The organism is Litoribacter ruber (genome assembly GCF_018500185.1).
GTDB lineage: Bacteria > Bacteroidota > Bacteroidia > Cytophagales > Cyclobacteriaceae > Litoribacter > Litoribacter ruber.
Genome location: NZ_JAHBGI010000004.1, coordinates 92,465 through 109,927 on the forward strand (window position 1 = coordinate 92,465; position 17,463 = coordinate 109,927).

A 17,463-nucleotide genomic window follows, 5' to 3' on the forward strand; every position below is an offset into this window, starting at 1 on the left:
AAAGAATAGTAAATAAAGGAGGAAATCCATTCAGATTTCCTCCTCCAAAGCTTAATCAAATCGGAAACGAAATTGTTCCCGCCTGATATATATTAGTGTGATAATTTAACTTTGCCCATAGCCTGGATTCTGTTCCAAGCCGTTTCGATAGCCGCCTGCTGTGCAGGGATGTTTTCTTTTTCTGATTTGTCCAAGATAGAAACACATGTGTCATAAATCTTGTCCGCCTGCTGATATGCCAAGTCTCTGTTGTATCCGCCCAGGTATTCAGCATACACATTGATAAGACCACCGGCGTTGATTAGGAAATCAGGGGCGTAGATGATGCCTTTGTCCAAAAGCAACTTGCCATGCTTCTCCTCATCCTTCAATTGGTTGTTGGCAGCACCTGCAATTACTTGGCATTTCAGTCTGTCAATAGTTTCGTCGTTTACAGTGGCTCCCAAGGCACAAGGCGCATAGATGTCCATGTCTATGTCATAGATGAATTTAGGATCAACTACGGTTGCGCCGGTTTCTTTGGCGATCTTCTGAAGTTTGTCCTCAAAAATATCCGTGATAAATACTTCAGCTCCTTCTTTGATCAAGTGGTTAACCAAATATTTGCCTACCTGTCCGATACCCTGAACAGCAACTTTTTTGCCCTGTAAAGAGTCAGTTCCGTAAGCTTTTTTGGCTGCAGCCTTCATGCCTAGGTAAGTACCGTAAGCGGTAACTGGGGAAGGATCTCCTCCGCCACCTTTCACATCGGGTAATCCGGTTACATGCTTGGTCTCCATGGCGATGAATTCCATGTCTTGAGTACCCATGTTTACATCTTCAGCAGTAATGTACTTACCGCCCAGGCTTTGCACAAATCTACCGAACCTTCTCAAGAAGGCCTCAGACTTCAACTTAGGGTCGCCAATGATGACTGCTTTACCGCCGCCAAGATTAAGACCTGAGATGGCCGCCTTGAAGGTCATGCCTCTTGAAAGTCTTAATACATCTGTGATGGCTTCTTCTTCCGATGTGTAATTCCACATCCTTGTACCGCCCAAAGCTGGGCCCAATACCGTGTTGTGAATACCAATGATTGCTTTTAAGCCGGTAGGCTCATCGTAACAGATCACCAACTGCTCGTGACCTAAAGCGGTGATTTGCCCGTAAATAGCTCCCTCCCTTACTGTTTCCTGAGTTTTAGTATCTACCATTTGAACTTTGAAGTTTAGATTGTGTTATATTTGGGTTTAATGCGTGACTTTGCTCCACAAAATTAAATATTTTTGTTCGGCTTTGCTAGCGCAATTAAAAGAGTATTCTAGAAGAAATCAAGTCAATAAAAAGTTTTTATTTTGTGAAGCCCCTCTGGAGATTAAATAAATACCTATTTAAGTACAAAGGATACCTTATCCTGGGTATCGTGTTTACCATTATATCCAATATTTTTGTTATCATTCCCGCTCAATTGGTTAGGGTTGCTATTGATTATGTGGTGGAAAGCTTCAGTTTTTATCAGTTCTATGATGGGGCTGAAATTGAGTCGGTTGCAAGGAGCGGGTTTCTAAAATTTATTTTCATTTTCGGATTTTTAATCTTGGTGATGGCGCTTCTTCGGGGGCTATTCCTATTCCTTGTACGCCAGACAATTATAGCCATGTCCAGGTATATAGAATTTGACCTTAAGAATGAAATATTCCAGCATTACCAAAGCCTCCCCCTGAGCTTCTACAGGCGAAACAGCACGGGGGATCTTATGGCCAGAATCACCGAGGATGTAAGCCGAGTGAGGATGTATGTGGGGCCTGCGATAATGTATGGCATAAACCTGTTGGTATTGTTTCCCCTGGTGATTGGGTATATGCTTTCCGTCAATGTGAGATTGACCCTTTTTTCACTTTTGCCTTTACCGGTACTTTCACTCAGCATTTATTTTGTAAACAACCTGATCAATGAAAGGTCGGAGAAGATCCAGAGAAGCCTTTCCAACCTCAGTACCTTTGTGCAAGAGGCTTTTTCAGGTATTAGGGTGATCAAAGCTTTCGTACGGGAAGCGGATAGTGCCAATGATTTTGAAAAAGCCAGTGAGAACTATAAGGAAAAGTCCATCAGACTTACCTTGGTACAGGCGCTTTTTTATCCATTGATTTTGGCCCTAATTGGAATCAGTACCATCATCACCGTTTATGTTGGTGGGATTGAGGTGATTAATGGGGCCATTGGGTATGGGGTGATTGCCGAGTTTATTTTATATGTGAATATGCTGACTTGGCCCGTAACATCCTTGGGTTGGGTGACCAGTATTGTCCAAAGGGCTGCCGCTTCGCAAACCCGCATCAATGAGTTTTTGGATGAGCAAAATGATATCACCAGTTCAGAAGAGTTGGATGAGGAGATTCGTGGAGAGATATCAGTTCAAGATGTTTCTTTCGTCTATCCTGACTCTGGAATTCGAGCTTTACATAATTTAAGTTTTGAGGTAAAGAGTGGTGAGTCATTGGCAATCATTGGGACTACCGGTTCAGGAAAGTCCACGATAGCCAACATCCTGATGAGAATGTATGATCCTACGGAGGGGGCAATATTTGTTGATGGAAGAGATATCAAAAGTTATAAAATTGAATCGCTGAGAAAACAGATCGGGTTTGTGCCGCAGGATGTTTTCCTCTTTAGCGATACCATCTATAATAATATAGGTTTCGGAACTGACGGGTTGGCAGACGAGAAAATCCATAAAGCAGCTAAAGATGCCGATGTCTATGATAATATCGTGGATTTCCCTAATGGATTTGGGACTAGGCTTGGAGAGCGTGGAATTACACTCTCTGGCGGTCAAAAACAGCGGGTTTCTATTGCACGGGCAATTGCCAAGGAGCCCAAGATTTTGTTGCTTGATGATTGCCTTTCGGCTGTGGATACCAAAACCGAAAATGCGATACTGAACGCCCTCAAAAAAATAATGGAGGACAGGACCTCCATTATCATTTCACATCGGGTTTCCTCAGCCAAATTAGCCGATAAAATAATTGTATTGGATGAAGGGGTGATCGTTGAAAAAGGTACCCATGAGGAGCTTTTGGCTAGAAAAGGTGTCTATGCGGACCTTTATGAAAAACAAACCCAATCCAACGAGGCTGTTGAGGAGTAATTAGTGCTTGAAATCTATGTCAAATTGGGAGAAGTGGTGCTGGAAATGCTTGGAATGAAAGCTTTTCCACTCAGAGTAATTTAACTCACCAAAGAAAGGGTGCACATTTGTGGCGTCCGTATGTTGAAAATAATAAAGCTCAAATTGTTGCCAAGCCTTTAAAAGTTCAGCTTTTGCTTCTTCCAAGCTGTTATACCTTAAGGGCAACAGTGTACTGTTTGTCCCTGGGGCCTGAATGCCTCTAGGGATGTTTTCTTTCTCCACTATAATATTATGTTTAATCGCCAAGGCCTCCGGGGTAGGTTTGATCGTTGGTACCTGGATTTTTCCCTGGGAGAGTTTAAGTGTTAAAATTAAATGCTCCACCATATGCTGTGGAGTCATGATGCCAAATGAGGGCTTTTGGTCAGCTTGTAAGAGTTTAAGCTTTTGGAATAATTGTTTATCCATGTAATTTATCTAGTTATATAGGGGTTTCCACCAATTTGCATGCCTAAGCCCAAGCTAATAAAGTTAGTTATTTCCCTGCCAGTAAAGTTGTAGGCGACCATCATTCTGAATTTGCCCGCCATCAGCCCTGCTCTTGGGGCAAAGCCAAAATTGACAATCGATCCCTGATTGGTGATGGTGTTGCCATTGTCCGGGTCGGTGATTTCAAAATCACTCCTGCGGTACATGCCCCCTGCTATCCCCACGAAGGGGCGGGTATTGGTGGTGTTGAAGTGGTATTCGCTCGTCAGGGAGATGTTGCCGATAGCTTGTGCGGTAATGGTCGCGTCTCGGTTATTGAGGATAAATTGGCCCTCCCCGAGTATGTTGCTTCCCAAGTTTAACCCCACATGCCATTGGTCATCGATACCATAGCGGGCTTCTGCAAAGGCTCCACCTCCGATAGTAAGGTTTGGATCGGTTGGGAAGGTCAAGTTTATCCCGACATCCACTTTGAAGGGGTGAAAAATTCGTTGTTCCTGATTGAACGCCTGGGCATTGACAATACTTGTACTAATAATTAAAAGGAAAAGGGTCCAGGCTACTCTCATTGTTGAAAACATTTATGCTGTTATTTACACAATTGATTTAAGTAATGAAAGGTTTATTTTTCTCAGTTTTAAAATTGCAAAAAAAAAGCGCCGATACTGACCGGCGCTCTTTTCCACATTTAACCACTACACTTATTTTCAATATTTAGCTGCCGCACATTTCGCAGTCATCTGGATTGTCCAATGAGCAGGCGATGGCGTCTTGCTTTGTATTTTTGGTGCTGTCTGCCTCGGCACCTGGCGTGCTGTCAAGTTGTGACTTGTCCACCGTAAACTGGATGGCTGAAGCAGCAGCTTTAGATCTCAGATAATACATGCCGGTTTTAAGACCTTTTTTCCAAGCATAAAAGTGCATGGAGGTCAATTTACCGAAGTTCGGCTCTTGTAGGAACACATTCATACTTTGAGACTGGCAGATATATGCGCCTCTATCGGCTGCCATATTGATGATCACCTTTTGGGAGATTTCCCACACCGTTTTGTAGATATCCTTTATGTTTTGCGGTACTTCCGGTATAGCCTGTACAGATCCGTTGGCGGCAATGAGTCTGTTTTTCATGTTTTCATTCCACAGTCCCAGTCTGATCAAGTCTTTCATCAAATGCTTATTAACAACGATGAATTCTCCGGATAGTGTTCTACGGGTGTAAATATTTGAGGTATAAGGCTCAAAACACTCGTTGTTTCCAAGAATTTGCGAAGTGGAAGCGGTAGGCATAGGAGCTACAAGAAGAGAGTTTCTGACCCCATACTTTTTAACTTGTTCCTTCAATCCATGCCAGTTCCATCTGCCTGATTTTGGAGTAACTCCCCAAAGGTCAAACTGAAATTCGCCTCTCGACACAGGAGAACCTGCATAGGTTTCGTAGGTGCCTTCTACCTTGGCCAGCTCCATGGAAGTTTCCATAGCGGCAAAGTAAATGGTCTCGAAAATGTCTTCATTCAGCCCTTGAGCTTCCTCTGAGTCAAATGGCATTCTCAACATGATAAATGCATCCGCTAATCCCTGTACGCCCAAACCGATCGGTCTATGACGGAAATTGGACTTTTCAGCCTCTTTCACTGGGTAGTAGTTCACATCAATCACTTTGTTAAGGTTTTTGGTGGCTACTTTAGTTATGCGGTATAGCTTGTCATGGTCAAAGTAGCGCTTGCCGTTGCTGTCTTCCTTGATGAATTTAGGTAGGGCAATTGAAGCTAGGTTACAAACTGCCACCTCATCCGGTGCAGTGTATTCCATGATTTCAGTACAAAGATTGGAGGATTTTATAGTACCCAGGTTTTTCTGGTTGGATTTGCTGTTGGCAGCATCCTTATATAGCATGTAAGGAGTTCCGGTCTCGATTTGAGATTCCAATACTTCAAACCACAGATCCTGTGCTTTGATGACCTCTCTAGCCCTTCCCTCACGCTCGTATTTGGTGTAAAGCTTCTCAAACTCTTCACCGTAGCAATCAGATAAGCCCGGTGCCTCATGAGGACAGAAAAGTGACCAATCCTCGTTGGCTTCCACTCTTTTCATGAACAAATCAGAAATCCATAGGGCATAGAAAAGGTCTCGGGCACGCATTTCTTCCTTACCATGGTTTTTCTTCAACTCAAGGAAGTCTTTGATGTCAGCGTGCCAAGGTTCCAAATAGATGGCAAAGCTGCCCTTACGCTTTCCTCCGCCCTGATCCACATATCTTGCGGTCATGTCAAAGTTTCTCAGCATAGGTACAATTCCGTTAGAAACGCCATTAGTGCCTCTGATGTAGCTTCCTTTTGCACGGATGTTATGGATGGAAAGGCCGATCCCACCAGCTGATTGGGAAATTTTCGCACACTGCTTTAAGGTATCGTAGATGCCATCGATACTGTCATCCTGCATGGTGAGCAAGAAACAGCTGGATAGCTGTGGCTTTGGCGTTCCTGCGTTGAATAGGGTAGGAGTGGCGTGTGTAAACCATTTTTGAGAAAGCAAGTGGTAAGTTTCTATTGCGGCATCCACATCTTCTTTGTGGATACCCACTGCTACTCTCATTAGCATGTGCTGAGGTCTTTCCACCACTTTACCGTCAAGTTTGATCAAGTAGCTTTTTTCCAAAGTTTTGTAACCAAAAAAGTCATAGTCGAAGTCTCTCTTGTATTCGATGGCTTCGTCCAGTCGGGCAGCATGTTTTTTAATCACACCATATACATCTGGGGCAATTAGAGCGGCATTCTCACCAGTTTTAGGATTGATATAGGTGTACAGTCTTTTCATGGTGTTTGAAAAAGACTGGCTGGTGGTTTTGTGCAGGTTTGAGATTGCAATCCTGGCGGCCAGGATGGCATAGTCGGGATGCTTAACCGTCAAAGACGCGCAAACCTCAGCAGCTAGGTTGTCAAGCTCGCTGGTGGTCACACCATCGTACAATCCATCAATCACCTTTTTAGCCACCTCGATCGGCTGGATATATCTGCTATCCAATTCATAGCATAGGTTTTCAATCCTTGTGGTGATTTTGTCGAATCTTACCGATTCTCTTCTTCCGTCTCTTTTTATTACTAACATGCGCTTACTTTACTTTAATGGTTGGGAAAAAATATGCTTAAAAATCTTCTTCAATGGAGAATTTGCTGCTTGACTCTGGGCTTTCTTTTGATTTCATCACACCTGCCTTTTGGTAATCCCCCACTCTTTTCTCAAAGAAATTGGTCTTACCCTGTAGGCTGATCATGTCCATGAAGTCAAAAGGATTGGTGCTGTTCCATACCTTGCTGCAACCAAGTTCTACCAAAAGTCTGTCGGCCACGAACTCAATATATTGACACATGAGATCGGAGTTCATTCCGATCAACCTTACCGGCAATGCGTCAGTCACAAACTCTTTCTCAATTTCCACCGCATCCTGGATGATTTTGGTCACCGTATCTTTTGGAAGCTGGTTTACCACGTGGTTGGTGTATAGGTGGCAGGCGAAATCACAGTGCAGGCCTTCGTCTCTGGAGATAAGCTCATTGGAGAAGGTCAGTCCTGGCATCAGGCCTCTTTTCTTTAGCCAGAAGATGGAACAGAATGAGCCGGAGAAGAAAATCCCCTCCACGGCCGCAAAGGCTATTAGCCTTTCTTGGAAGCTTCCGTTGTCAATCCATCTGAGAGCCCAGTCGGCTTTTTTCTTCACACAGTCGATATGCTCGATGGCATTAAGCAACCTGTCGCGCTCTTTGCCATCTTTGATATAAGTGTCAATTAACAAGCTGTAGGTTTCAGAATGTATGTTTTCCATGGCGATCTGGAAACCATAGAAAAATTTGGCTTCGGTATATTGCACTTCAGCCACAAAATGCTCGGCAAGATTTTCATTAACGATACCATCACTAGCGGCGAAAAACGCCAGAACGTGAGAGATAAAGTGCCTTTCGCCATCAGACAAGTTTTTCCAATCCTTTACATCTTGGCCTAAATCAATCTCCTCAGCGGTCCAGAAACTAGCTTCTGCCTTTTTATAGTAATCCCAAATGTCATCGTGTTGAATTGGGAAAAGGACAAATCTGCTGCTGTCGCCTTGTTCTAGTATGGGTTCTGGTCTTAGCATTTTTTATTAGATTTTCGTTTGAGCTTCGGACAGGAAACCAACATTTTGTTGGTGAAAATTTTTCTTCCATGTGTTCTATTACTGGAGAGCCTTCCTGAACTGTGTTAAGCAAATATGAAAAACATATTTTGAAATTAAAAAGGACAAAAAGTAGAGATGCTTCTTTATTGACTGGCGGTCAAAATGCACGTAAGATACAGTAAGTCAATAGGATTAAAACGCTATACTTCAATGTTAACTTTTATGTTTTGGGCCAATTTGAGCACTGTGAAGATTTTTTAAAAAATTCGAAAAAAGTTTTCAACTGGTTTTTTGAACCAATTATTGACCTTAAGTCAAGAAAACTTAATACTAAGATTGTCATGCGTTATAGACTGAAAATTAGAATGTTAAACGGAAACTTTAAGTAAAACAACTGAAAATCAGGTGGATGATTTAATCAAGTTAAGTGGAGTATTTAATTGATAATTTTGAGGCGTTCAATTTTGGAAATATCAGTTTTCAATAATCTTGTGATTTTTACCTTATTTTATTTGAAATTTACCAATTAAATATTAGGATAATTATAATAGGTCATTTGCGGATAGTGAGGAGGCAGATATTGTTCTGGTCCTGAGTGATAAAATATAGAGTGGTATTTTTATTAAAAGTATTTCTTCCTTATATTTGCACCTCAATTTGATAAAAAGTCTTTTATATCAACATTATGTACGCAATAGTTAACATAGCAGGAAAGCAGTTCAAAGTAACTAAAGATCAATACATCTACGCACCAAAAATGCAGGGTGATGTTGACGCTTCCGTTGAATTTGATCAGGTCTTGTTGGCAGACGACAATGGCACTGTATCAATCGGCGCTCCACTACTAGGAGGCGCCAAGGTATCAGGAAAAATTCTTGGACATGTGAAGGGTGACAAAGTAATCGTCTTCAAAAAGAAGAGAAGAAAAGGTTACAAGAAGAAAAACGGTCACAGACAAGATTACACCAAAATACTTATTGAAAATATTTCACTATAAGATTATAGCGTAGTTATAATCCAAAACATTAAAAGTTATGGCTCACAAGAAAGGTGTCGGTAGTTCGAAAAACGGTAGAGAATCCCACAGTAAGAGGCTTGGCGTTAAGAAATTTGGCGGCGAGGCAGTTATTGCTGGAAACATCATCGTAAGACAAAGAGGTACTAAGCATCATCCAGGTGAGAACGTTGGTCTTGGAAAAGATCATACGCTTTTCGCAACTGTTGATGGCAAAGTACAATTCAGAAAGAAATTTGACGGTAAATCTTATGTAAGTGTTGTGCCTGCTGAGGCTTAATGCACACAAAGATTTTATTTTAAGAAGCCTTCTTCCTTTTGGGAGAAGGCTTTTTTATGATCCATGGTTCAGAAATTAGAATGAAGTACGTGCTCGGATAAGGTCTTGAAAAAAGAATAAAACCACAGATGTAAAAAAGATTTTTTGGGATCGAAACTTTGGGCAGCTTGAGGGATAGACTAATATAATTGTTCCCATGAAAAAGATTTGTTTATTTCTTTTGATTGCCCTCATGTCCTTCCAGGGGTTTTCCCAACAGAAAACCCTGCAGCTGGAGGACTACAAGCGCTGGTCGAGAATCGTGCAACCGGTTTTGGCAGATGACGGCAGCTGGTTTGCCTACTCGCTTCGCCCAAATGGTGGGGATGATACCTTGCACCTGAAAAACATTGCTACAGATAATATCGAAAGATTCGAAAATGGATCCAACCCGATTTTTTCTTCCGATGTGCAGCATTTTGCCTTTTTTACCCAACCCGGAAAGAAAAAGTCTGAAGAGTTGAAGAAAGAAAAGAAGCCCGTTACCAAAACGGCTTTTCTTAAATCCCTTGGAAATGGGAAAACTTTTGAAGTTAGCCGTGCCGATAAGATGGAGTTTTCCGAAGATGGGAAATTCTGGGCTGTGCATAGAACTAAACCTGAGGGGAAAAAAAACTCCCATAAGGGTTCCGACTTAGTAATCCATGACTTGGAATCGGGTAATGTCATGACCCTGGGAAATGTGGAGGAGTTTTCGTTCAACAAGCGCTCAGATAAGTTGGCCTATACTGTTTCTGCTGAGGATAAAATCGGGAATGGTGTCTTTTTGCTTGACCTTCACAACCGATCCACTCAGGTATTGGATGCCGAAAAGAGCGATTATAAACACCTTGTATGGGATGACCATAGGGCCGATAGGAAGGAATGGGGTTCTAAGGGCAAAACTCTGGCATTTTTGAAAGGAGTAGCCGATGATTCTTTAATCCATACCGCCTATGATTTGCTTGTATTTGCCAACTTGGATAACTCTCCCAATAAACACCAGCTTGAAAAAGACAATACTGCATTGGCTGACTTGGTGATAAGCGACCTTTCCAGAGTCTACTTTCAGGAAAATGGTAAGGGAGTTTGGGTAGGCTTGAAACAGCAGGAGGCCAAAGTGAAAATGAGCAAGGACACTATTCCCAATGTGGATGTGTGGCACCATAAGGACGATCGAATCCAATCTGTACAAATGGTGAGAGCTGAGCGCAACCGCAGAAATACAGACACAGGCCTGTTTGATTTTGAAAAAGGGACTCTAACCCAGCTTACTGATCACCCCGATCAGTCTCTCGTGATGAGCAACCATAACAGATACCTGATCAAAAGAGATGAAAAGCCTTATGTGAGTGATATCAACTGGGGCGTGTCTCCTGCGGATCTCTACAGGGTCGATGTTTCTTCTGGTGATGAGAAAATGATTGAAGAGGAAATCAACCGGCCATTGGAGGTTTCGCCAAATGGCAGGTTTTACATTTACCAAAAGGATTCTGCTCTAATTGTGTATGATTTGGAAAATGACAGAAAGGTGAATGTTTCTGAAAAAGCAGATGTGAGTTTTATGAATATGGATCACCCTTACCCGCACGAAAACCCACCTTACGGCGTAGCCGGATGGACTAAGGATGAAAATCATGTGATCGTAAACCATGAATTTGACCTTTGGCTTTTAGCACTTGATGGTTCTTCCGCAGAGAACCTTACAAAAATTGGAACGGATAAGGAAATAAGATTCAGACTTGCCAATCTCGAAAGGGAGGAAAAATGGGTGGATTTGGACAAGACTATCATTTTGACGGCGTACGGCGAATGGACCAAAAAAAGTGGGTTTTACGCTTTGGAAAAGGGCAAAGAACCAAGTGAATTGGTTTATGATGATGCCATGTTCGGCTCGGCACAAAAAGCTAGGAATACTGAAAAGGTGGTATTTACCCGGCAGACTTTTACGGAATTCCCTGATTATCACCTTGCTGATATGCGATTTGGAAAGCCTAAAAAGTTGACAAACGCAAACCCCCAGCATGCCGAATACGCTTGGGGAAAAAGGAAATTGGTTGATTTTGAAAATGGCAGGGGAGACAAGTTACAGGGAACGCTTACCTTACCAGCCAATTATGAAGAGGGGAAAAGCTATCCTACCATCATCTATTTCTATGAGAAAATGTCGGACAGGCATCACCAGTATTCTATGCCAGTATATGATGATAGGCCCCACATGTCCACCTACGCCAGTAATGGTTACATGGTCTTCATGCCTGATAATGTCTATGAAGAAGGCCGCCCCGGTACCAGTGCACTCGACGGTATTACCTCAGCGGCCAATAAGCTCATTGAGCTTGGCTATGCTGACGCAGATAGGATTGGCCTTCAGGGACACAGCTGGAGCGGTTATCAGACCTCTTTTATTCTCACCAAAACAGATATGTTTAAATGCATTGTAACTGGGGCTCCGCCTACCAACCTTGAGAGTTTTTATAACAACATATATGGAAGTTCCGGGACTGTGCACCACGGGATCATGGAAATCGGCCAGGTAAGGATGGGGAGGGGGGTAACCCCTTGGACCCACCGGGAGGATTATCAGCGTGAAAATCCCATGTTCCACATTCAAAACATAAACACTCCTTTTCTGATTTTGCATGGCACCAAGGATGGTGCAGTGGATTGGGCTCAGGGACTGGAGCTTTACAATGCGGCAAGAAGAATGGGCAAAGAAGTGATTTTCCTTTCTTACCCCAATGAGGGGCATCATTTAACCAACGAGGCCAATCAGAAAGATTTCCAGGTTAGGATGAAGGAATATTTTGACCATTATCTCATGGACAAAGAGGCTCCTACTTGGATGGAGTCAGGAGTTCCCCACTCACAAAAGCTATATGAAATGGCAGAATAGAATTAAGGCAGTCTCACAAGTTGAGACTGCCTTAATTTTTATGGTGCAGGAGTGTAGCGTTCCACTTTGTTTTTTACCGGCTTTAAAGACTGTAGGTAAGTGTATATTGCTCCTAGATCTTCTTCTGTCATATCTGCGTACATTAACCAAGGCATAATGGTTTGGAATTCTCCGGGTTGTACTTTTGCTAAAGTTACAGTAGTCGAGGAAAAGCTCTTGAATTTTTGGATAAAATCCTCTTTGGTCCAACTTTTCAAACCCGTCTCATCCGGGGTTAGGTTTGCCGACCTCACCACCGCACCATCTGGGAACATCATTTCCCTCCCTCCGGCCAAGTATTCACCTACAAATTTTCCGTCTCGAAAGTCCGTATGGCACTCATTACAAGCGGCGGCATTGACCATGTAGCGCCCATATTCAATCACATCGTCAGGTTGGGGTTTTTTCTCAAAAGCGGCATTTTTGGGAATAGTCCGCATGATCAGGTTCATGGGAAAATCAGCTTTTGATTTGGGGTGGTTGGTCTCAATAGGGGGGACGGAGCGAATGTAGGCGATCACAGCCTTGATATCCTCCTCATCCATTTTGCCGAAATTGTGATAAGGCATGATGGGGAAAATGGGGTTTCCATCCTTTTTGACCCCAGTGGTGATCAGTCTAAATAGCTCCCCGTCCGTCCAATCACCTATTCCGGCAGGGGTAATGTTGGGGGAAATGAATACTCCGGGTAAACCCAAGGTTTGATCGAAAATCTCCCCTCCGGCCAATTCGGTGCCCGGGTGTGGGGGTGCAGCGAAAATACTGAAATCTCTTTGGCTATGACAGTCCACGCACATCATTACGTGGGTAGCCAAATACCTGCCTTTTTCGACCTGTTCCGCATTGAGATCTACGGTCAGTTCGGGAGCGGCATCAACTCTGGGTAAAGCTATGGAAATATAGGCAACCACTGCTATCAGAATTACAAACAACCCAGAAATCACAAAAGCAAAGATTTTTAATATCTTGTTCATAGGTATAAGGGTTTAAAAGTGTACATGGTACAAATTTCAATAAAAAAATCCGATATAGCTATGAAAATCAGAAGGTTAACATGGCGTTGGGCGAAAAAAAAGCGGGGAAATTTCCCCGCTTAATAATTTATAATTCGTATCTCAATGTCCCTGCAATTAAAGCCGAATCCGGCATATGCTCAGGGTCTACCAGGTAAACCTTTCCGCCGTTTTCTTTCACCTTAACAGCTGCCAGGTCTATTAGGCAGTGGTTGTTTCCGTCAGGGTCATCGTCAAAGCTGAGTTTGTAATTATTCTCATCATAGGTACCCCAAAGGTGCTTATGCTTCTGGCTTACCAAAAGCGTATCCACTCCACCTGTGATGGAGGCCTTGATCAATTTTGCATAATCATTAGAAACGGCGAGGTTTTTTGAAGCCTTGAAGCCAAAATCCTCTTTGCGGTCCTTTTTTTCCTTTTCAAAGTGAGGCTCGGCAATGGCCCAGGCTTTCTGGTGAAGCTCCCGGTGATCAGCGTTTTTAACATTGAATTGGGCGCCTGATACGTGTCCTTCCATCAAGTGGTGGTATTTGGAGGCCTGACGGAAAAGTGGAATCAGGTAATCCACACCAGCAAGGTATAGTGGTAGCGGATGCTGGTTCAAGATCGGCTCGAGCATATTGGTCATGCGGTGGAAATAGTTGAGGATGGTGACCTTTTTTTCCTCATCGGAGCCCTTGGCATGCCCATGGAACATTGCTCCGGCCTTTCCTACGCCCCCCTGTCCCTGCAGGCTTTCCTGATTTTCGTCCTCCTCTTCCTCAGCGGTAAAAGAAACGGCCACTTCCTCTGGATCAAGCTCGATTTCATTCATCGTGTTTCGTGTTGCCTCAAACAGTCTGATTCTATCCAAGTTGAGAAGCAGTACGTAAAAACGGCCATCGCCGGTTAGTTCTGGAATTAGCGGCAAGAGGAATGGCCTTTTACCGACAAAGTGCATTCCCTTGTCCAAATTGATTGGAAGGCGATAAAATTCAGCCTTACCATCTATGATGTAATAGGCAAGCATGTCCGAGTTGTATTTCCAGAAATCATAATCTTCCAACAGTTCATAGCCAGGTTTGAGAAACTTCTCGATATCTTCTTCCTCCATCTTGCAAATGTTCTTTAAGTCATTTTCGGTGGCGGCGAGTTGGTTTTTGAAATGCGTTTTGTCGGCCTGATAGCTATCTGTGCTTTTTTGGCTGGTCGGAATATAAATGGAAACCACGCATTCCCCGCTGGTTTTGGCAAGATTTTCGAAATGGTTGTTGTGGAATATTTTCATAAGGTTGGAAAATTTTAGGTTTACTTGGTTAAAGTGATCTAAAAAGATTCAATTGAATTATTTAAATTTAAACAAAAACCCTGCCTATAAAGGTTTTTAAAAAACAGCACTTTTAATCAAAATAATAACATTTATGAACTACACTGAGAATTACAAAGGCATTAAAATAGACGTCCAAGCGGTTAATTTGGAAATTGGCGACGCGGTGCAACAGGAAGTCAGGGCTTCTATAGACAAGCTTTTGAGGTTTACCCAAGAGATTAATTGGGTTGATGTTTATTTTAAAACTGAAGGATCAAATGGACAAGACCACAAGGTGGGTATGAAAGTGGGCATCCCGGGGCCGGATGTGTTTGCCGAAGAGGATGGAGAGCATTACGTACCCATGTTGAAAAATGTAACAGACAAGTTGGTTAGGCAATTGCAGAAAAATAAATAATTGGCTGCCAGTTTCTTAAATTGTAATATAATAAGGAGGGTTAATCGCCCTCCTTTTGTGTTTTTTAACTTTTGATAAGAAATGGCCTATTTTGATTTAGCAATTCATTGCTTATATTGGATAAAATAAATCCCAGAATTTTATCCAATATTTTATGAATCTATTCAAAAGCACTTCCTTCGCTGTGCTGGTAGCAGCTGGACTTATGTTCGCGCCCCAGGATACCCAAGCGCAGTGGTTGAAGAAAAAGAAGGCTGAGACTACCACCCCGGTAGCAGCAACTCCCGAGAAGAAAAGTGACAAAAAATCCATTGACGAGTTGGTCAAAGGCCATAAAAAGATCGAGGGACTTTTCACTTTTTACCAAGACACCACCAGTGGTGAATTGAAAATGTTGGTCACCAAGGAGCAACTTGGCAAGGAGTTTATTTACTTTAGCCAGATTGCCGATGGTGTCACCGAGGCCGCTGCATTCCGTGGTGCCTATAAGGACTCCAAAATCTTCAAGGTGGAGAAATATTTCAACAAGCTTGAATTTGTATCCCAAAACACCTCGCATTATTTTGACCCAGAAAACCCCTTGAGCAGATCTGCTGATGCCAATATCAGCCATGGGGTGATGGCCTCCATGAAAATTGAGGGAAGTGATGATGAAAAAGGTCTCTACCTCATCAAAGCGGACAACCTTTTCCTAAAAGAAACTTTCTCTGATATCAAGCCCCCATCTTACCCAGGCCAATCTCCTTTGGCCTTCAAATTAGGGAATCTCGATGGGGATAAGACCAAAGTCTTGGCAGTAAGAAACTATGATCTGAATTCTGACTTGGCTGTTGAGTATGTATTCACAAACCAAGGCGTGATAAATGGCGGGTCCAGTGCCGTTACCGATGGACGCAATGTGAGTATCAAAGTGTACCACAGTTTGATTGAAATGCCAGATAACGGATATCAGCCAAGATATGATGATCCGCGTGTGGGTTACTTTACGACCGAAGTGACCGATATGACTTCCAGTTCTGCTACCCCTTATCGCGATTTGATTCACCGTTGGGACTTGAGGAAAAAAGATCCAAACGCCCAGCTTTCTGAACCGGTAGAGCCAATTGTGTGGTGGATAGAAAATTCAACTCCCCATGAGTGGAGGGAAACCATTGCAGAGGCTGTTTTGGAATGGAATAAAGCCTTTGAGCAGGCAGGTTTCAAAAATGCTATAGAAGTGAAAGTACAGCCTAACGATGCCGATTGGGATGCCGGAGATATCAGATACAATGTGCTCCGCTGGACAAGTTCGCCAAATCCTCCATTTGGCGGTTATGGCCCGAGCTTTGTCAACCCAAGAACCGGGCAGATTTTAGGATCCGATATTATGCTTGAGTTCGTGTACCATACCAATAGGGTAGTGATGGATAAAATTTTCAATGACCTGACAGTGTTTGAAAATGATCAGATGCAAGGCAATGACCCCCACCTTTATTGCGTGGCTGGCCACCAGATGCAGCATAACATGATGTTTGGCCAGGCGGTTTTGATGGCCTCTGGAGCTTCTGACATGGAGATGGTGGGCATGCGCAAGGAAGCCATGGCGGAATTGCTAATGCACGAGGTAGGTCATACTTTGGGGCTTAACCATAACATGAAAGCCAGTCAGCTTTACTCACCAGAGGAACTTAAGGATGGCAATTTTACCAAAGGGAAAGCTCTATCCGGTTCCGTGATGGACTATTTGGCAATCAACGTCAATAAGGACAAGGAGAAACAAGGTCACTTTTTCTCCACCACCGTGGGGCCATATGATAAATGGGCAATTCAGTTTGGCTATGCCGATGTGGATGAGGATGGACTGAATAAAATCCTTGCAGAGTCCACAAAGCCGGAGCATATTTTCGGAAATGACGCCGACGATATGAGATCTCCTGGTAAAGGCATCGATCCAAGGGTGATGATTGGTGACCTTTCCAATGACCAGATTCAATATTCGATTGATAGAATGGACCTGGTGAAGGACATCATGAAGGACGTGAAGTCTAAATATACCAAAGAAGGCCAATCCTATCATGAGCTTAACCAGGCCTATAATGTTCTGATGGGGCAATATGCAACTGCAGCTGGTGTGGTTTCCAGGTTTATCGGAGGTGTGTATGTGGACCGCTCGATGGCGGGGCAGGAAGGTGCCAATCAGCCATTCACGCCAGTTAGTATCAAAGATCAGAAAAGAGCCATGGATGCTCTGGGTAAATATGTTTTTGCACCGGATGCTTTTAATGTTTCAAATGATCTGTACAATTACTTGGCACAACAAAGAAGAGGCTTTAATTTCTTCAGTGGTCCGGAGGATCCCAAGATCCACAAGCAGGTGCTGAATTATCAGAAAAACGTGCTCAACCACCTGTTGCACCCAAATACTTTACAGAGGATTACTGATTCCGAGCTTTATGGGAATGATTACAAATTGGCAAGCTTCATGAACGATCTGACCAAATCCGTTTTTGATGCGGACATAAATAAGAACGTGAATACTTTCCGCCAAAACCTACAGCTAGAGTATGTAAATTCACTCAAGTCGATGGTATCAAGCGACAGCAATGGGAAGTACAATAACATGGCGAAATCCGCTGCACTTTACAACCTGAACTATATCAAAGGCAGGGTAAGTAATGGTGCTGGTGATTTGGCTACCAAAGCGCATAAGGATCACCTTAAGGTATTAATTGATAATACGCTAAAGGAAATCAAATAAGAAAGTGGATT

General features: G+C 43.0%; 13 protein-coding genes. 6 read left to right on the plus strand and 7 right to left on the minus strand.

The window, feature by feature from the left end; genetic code table 11:
* Positions 1 to 92 precede the first annotated feature (92 nt).
* Positions 93 to 1,193, minus strand: coding sequence for a Glu/Leu/Phe/Val family dehydrogenase (locus KIH41_RS06975; protein ID WP_214161974.1), 1,101 nt, complete (start codon positions 1,191 to 1,193; stop codon positions 93 to 95).
* A 143-nt stretch (positions 1,194 to 1,336) separates the two neighbouring features.
* On the opposite strand from KIH41_RS06975, the gene KIH41_RS06980 reads away from it, so the two are divergent.
* Entirely contained in the window at positions 1,337 to 3,127 is a 1,791-nt protein-coding gene (locus KIH41_RS06980; RefSeq protein WP_214161975.1) for an ABC transporter ATP-binding protein, read from the plus strand.
* Here KIH41_RS06980 and KIH41_RS06985 read toward each other — a convergent pair whose 3' ends face one another.
* The 4 genes from KIH41_RS06985 to KIH41_RS07000 all read right to left on the minus strand — a co-directional run bounded on the left by KIH41_RS06985 (position 3,128) and on the right by KIH41_RS07000 (position 7,727).
* Positions 3,128 to 3,577, minus strand: coding sequence for a DUF1569 domain-containing protein (locus KIH41_RS06985; RefSeq protein ID WP_214161976.1), 450 nt, complete (start codon positions 3,575 to 3,577; stop codon positions 3,128 to 3,130).
* A 5-nt stretch (positions 3,578 to 3,582) separates the two neighbouring features.
* On the minus strand, positions 3,583 to 4,167 hold the full coding sequence (locus KIH41_RS06990) for an outer membrane beta-barrel protein (RefSeq protein WP_213943406.1): 585 nt from the start codon (positions 4,165 to 4,167) through the stop codon (positions 3,583 to 3,585).
* 145 nt (positions 4,168 to 4,312) lie between these two features.
* Positions 4,313 to 6,703 (minus strand): ribonucleoside-diphosphate reductase subunit alpha, encoded by a 2,391-nt coding sequence (locus KIH41_RS06995; RefSeq protein ID WP_213943407.1) that lies wholly within the window; start codon positions 6,701 to 6,703, stop codon positions 4,313 to 4,315.
* 37 nt (positions 6,704 to 6,740) lie between these two features.
* Positions 6,741 to 7,727 (minus strand): ribonucleotide-diphosphate reductase subunit beta, encoded by a 987-nt coding sequence (locus tag KIH41_RS07000; protein ID WP_214161977.1) that lies wholly within the window; start codon positions 7,725 to 7,727, stop codon positions 6,741 to 6,743.
* Between the two features lie 706 nt (positions 7,728 to 8,433).
* Between KIH41_RS07000 and rplU the strand changes: the two genes are divergently transcribed.
* The 3 genes from rplU (at position 8,434) to KIH41_RS07015 (ending at position 11,957) form a co-directional block, all read left to right on the plus strand.
* Positions 8,434 to 8,745 carry a 50S ribosomal protein L21 gene (gene rplU / locus KIH41_RS07005; RefSeq protein WP_143962382.1) on the plus strand — a complete coding sequence of 104 codons (312 nt, stop codon included), beginning with the start codon at positions 8,434 to 8,436 and terminating at the stop codon, positions 8,743 to 8,745.
* 37 nt (positions 8,746 to 8,782) lie between these two features.
* On the plus strand, positions 8,783 to 9,043 hold the full coding sequence (gene rpmA, locus KIH41_RS07010) for a 50S ribosomal protein L27 (protein ID WP_143962381.1): 261 nt from the start codon (positions 8,783 to 8,785) through the stop codon (positions 9,041 to 9,043).
* Positions 9,044 to 9,239: 196 nt separating this feature from the next.
* Entirely contained in the window at positions 9,240 to 11,957 is a 2,718-nt protein-coding gene (locus tag KIH41_RS07015) for a S9 family peptidase (RefSeq protein ID WP_214161978.1), read from the plus strand.
* A gap of 38 nt (positions 11,958 to 11,995) precedes the next feature.
* Here the strand turns inward: KIH41_RS07015 and KIH41_RS07020 are convergent, their stop codons facing one another.
* The gene (locus KIH41_RS07020) at positions 11,996 to 12,970 is read right to left on the minus strand and encodes a c-type cytochrome (protein WP_214161979.1); all 975 of its coding nucleotides are present in this window, start codon (positions 12,968 to 12,970) and stop codon (positions 11,996 to 11,998) included.
* A 127-nt stretch (positions 12,971 to 13,097) separates the two neighbouring features.
* Entirely contained in the window at positions 13,098 to 14,276 is a 1,179-nt protein-coding gene (locus tag KIH41_RS07025) for a baeRF7 domain-containing protein (RefSeq protein WP_213943411.1), read from the minus strand.
* Between the two features lie 133 nt (positions 14,277 to 14,409).
* Here KIH41_RS07025 and hpf point away from each other — a divergent pair, with 133 nt between their 5' ends.
* Both hpf and KIH41_RS07035 read left to right on the plus strand, forming a co-directional pair.
* Positions 14,410 to 14,715, plus strand: a complete 306-nt coding sequence (gene hpf / locus KIH41_RS07030; protein ID WP_213943412.1) for a ribosome hibernation-promoting factor, HPF/YfiA family — start codon at positions 14,410 to 14,412, stop codon at positions 14,713 to 14,715.
* 154 nt (positions 14,716 to 14,869) lie between these two features.
* Complete coding sequence (locus KIH41_RS07035) at positions 14,870 to 17,452, plus strand: zinc-dependent metalloprotease (RefSeq protein WP_214161980.1); 2,583 nt, start codon at positions 14,870 to 14,872, stop codon at positions 17,450 to 17,452.
* Positions 17,453 to 17,463: the final 11 nt, after the last annotated feature.

What these genes read in the sequence shown, in the direction of transcription:
- hpf (WP_213943412.1), top strand. Translation starts at nt 14,410, where the DNA reads ATGAACTACACTGAGAATTACAAAGGCATTAAAATAGACGTCCAAGCG.
- KIH41_RS06985 (WP_214161976.1), bottom strand. Translation starts at nt 3,577, where the DNA reads ATGGATAAACAATTATTCCAAAAGCTTAAACTCTTACAAGCTGACCAA.
- rplU (WP_143962382.1), top strand. Translation starts at nt 8,434, where the DNA reads ATGTACGCAATAGTTAACATAGCAGGAAAGCAGTTCAAAGTAACTAAA.
- KIH41_RS06990 (WP_213943406.1), bottom strand. Translation starts at nt 4,167, where the DNA reads ATGAGAGTAGCCTGGACCCTTTTCCTTTTAATTATTAGTACAAGTATT.
- KIH41_RS07020 (WP_214161979.1), bottom strand. Translation starts at nt 12,970, where the DNA reads ATGAACAAGATATTAAAAATCTTTGCTTTTGTGATTTCTGGGTTGTTT.
- KIH41_RS07015 (WP_214161978.1), top strand. Translation starts at nt 9,240, where the DNA reads ATGAAAAAGATTTGTTTATTTCTTTTGATTGCCCTCATGTCCTTCCAG.
- KIH41_RS07035 (WP_214161980.1), top strand. Translation starts at nt 14,870, where the DNA reads ATGAATCTATTCAAAAGCACTTCCTTCGCTGTGCTGGTAGCAGCTGGA.
- KIH41_RS07025 (WP_213943411.1), bottom strand. Translation starts at nt 14,276, where the DNA reads ATGAAAATATTCCACAACAACCATTTCGAAAATCTTGCCAAAACCAGC.
- KIH41_RS07000 (WP_214161977.1), bottom strand. Translation starts at nt 7,727, where the DNA reads ATGCTAAGACCAGAACCCATACTAGAACAAGGCGACAGCAGCAGATTT.
- rpmA (WP_143962381.1), top strand. Translation starts at nt 8,783, where the DNA reads ATGGCTCACAAGAAAGGTGTCGGTAGTTCGAAAAACGGTAGAGAATCC.
- KIH41_RS06995 (WP_213943407.1), bottom strand. Translation starts at nt 6,703, where the DNA reads ATGTTAGTAATAAAAAGAGACGGAAGAAGAGAATCGGTAAGATTCGAC.
- KIH41_RS06975 (WP_214161974.1), bottom strand. Translation starts at nt 1,193, where the DNA reads ATGGTAGATACTAAAACTCAGGAAACAGTAAGGGAGGGAGCTATTTAC.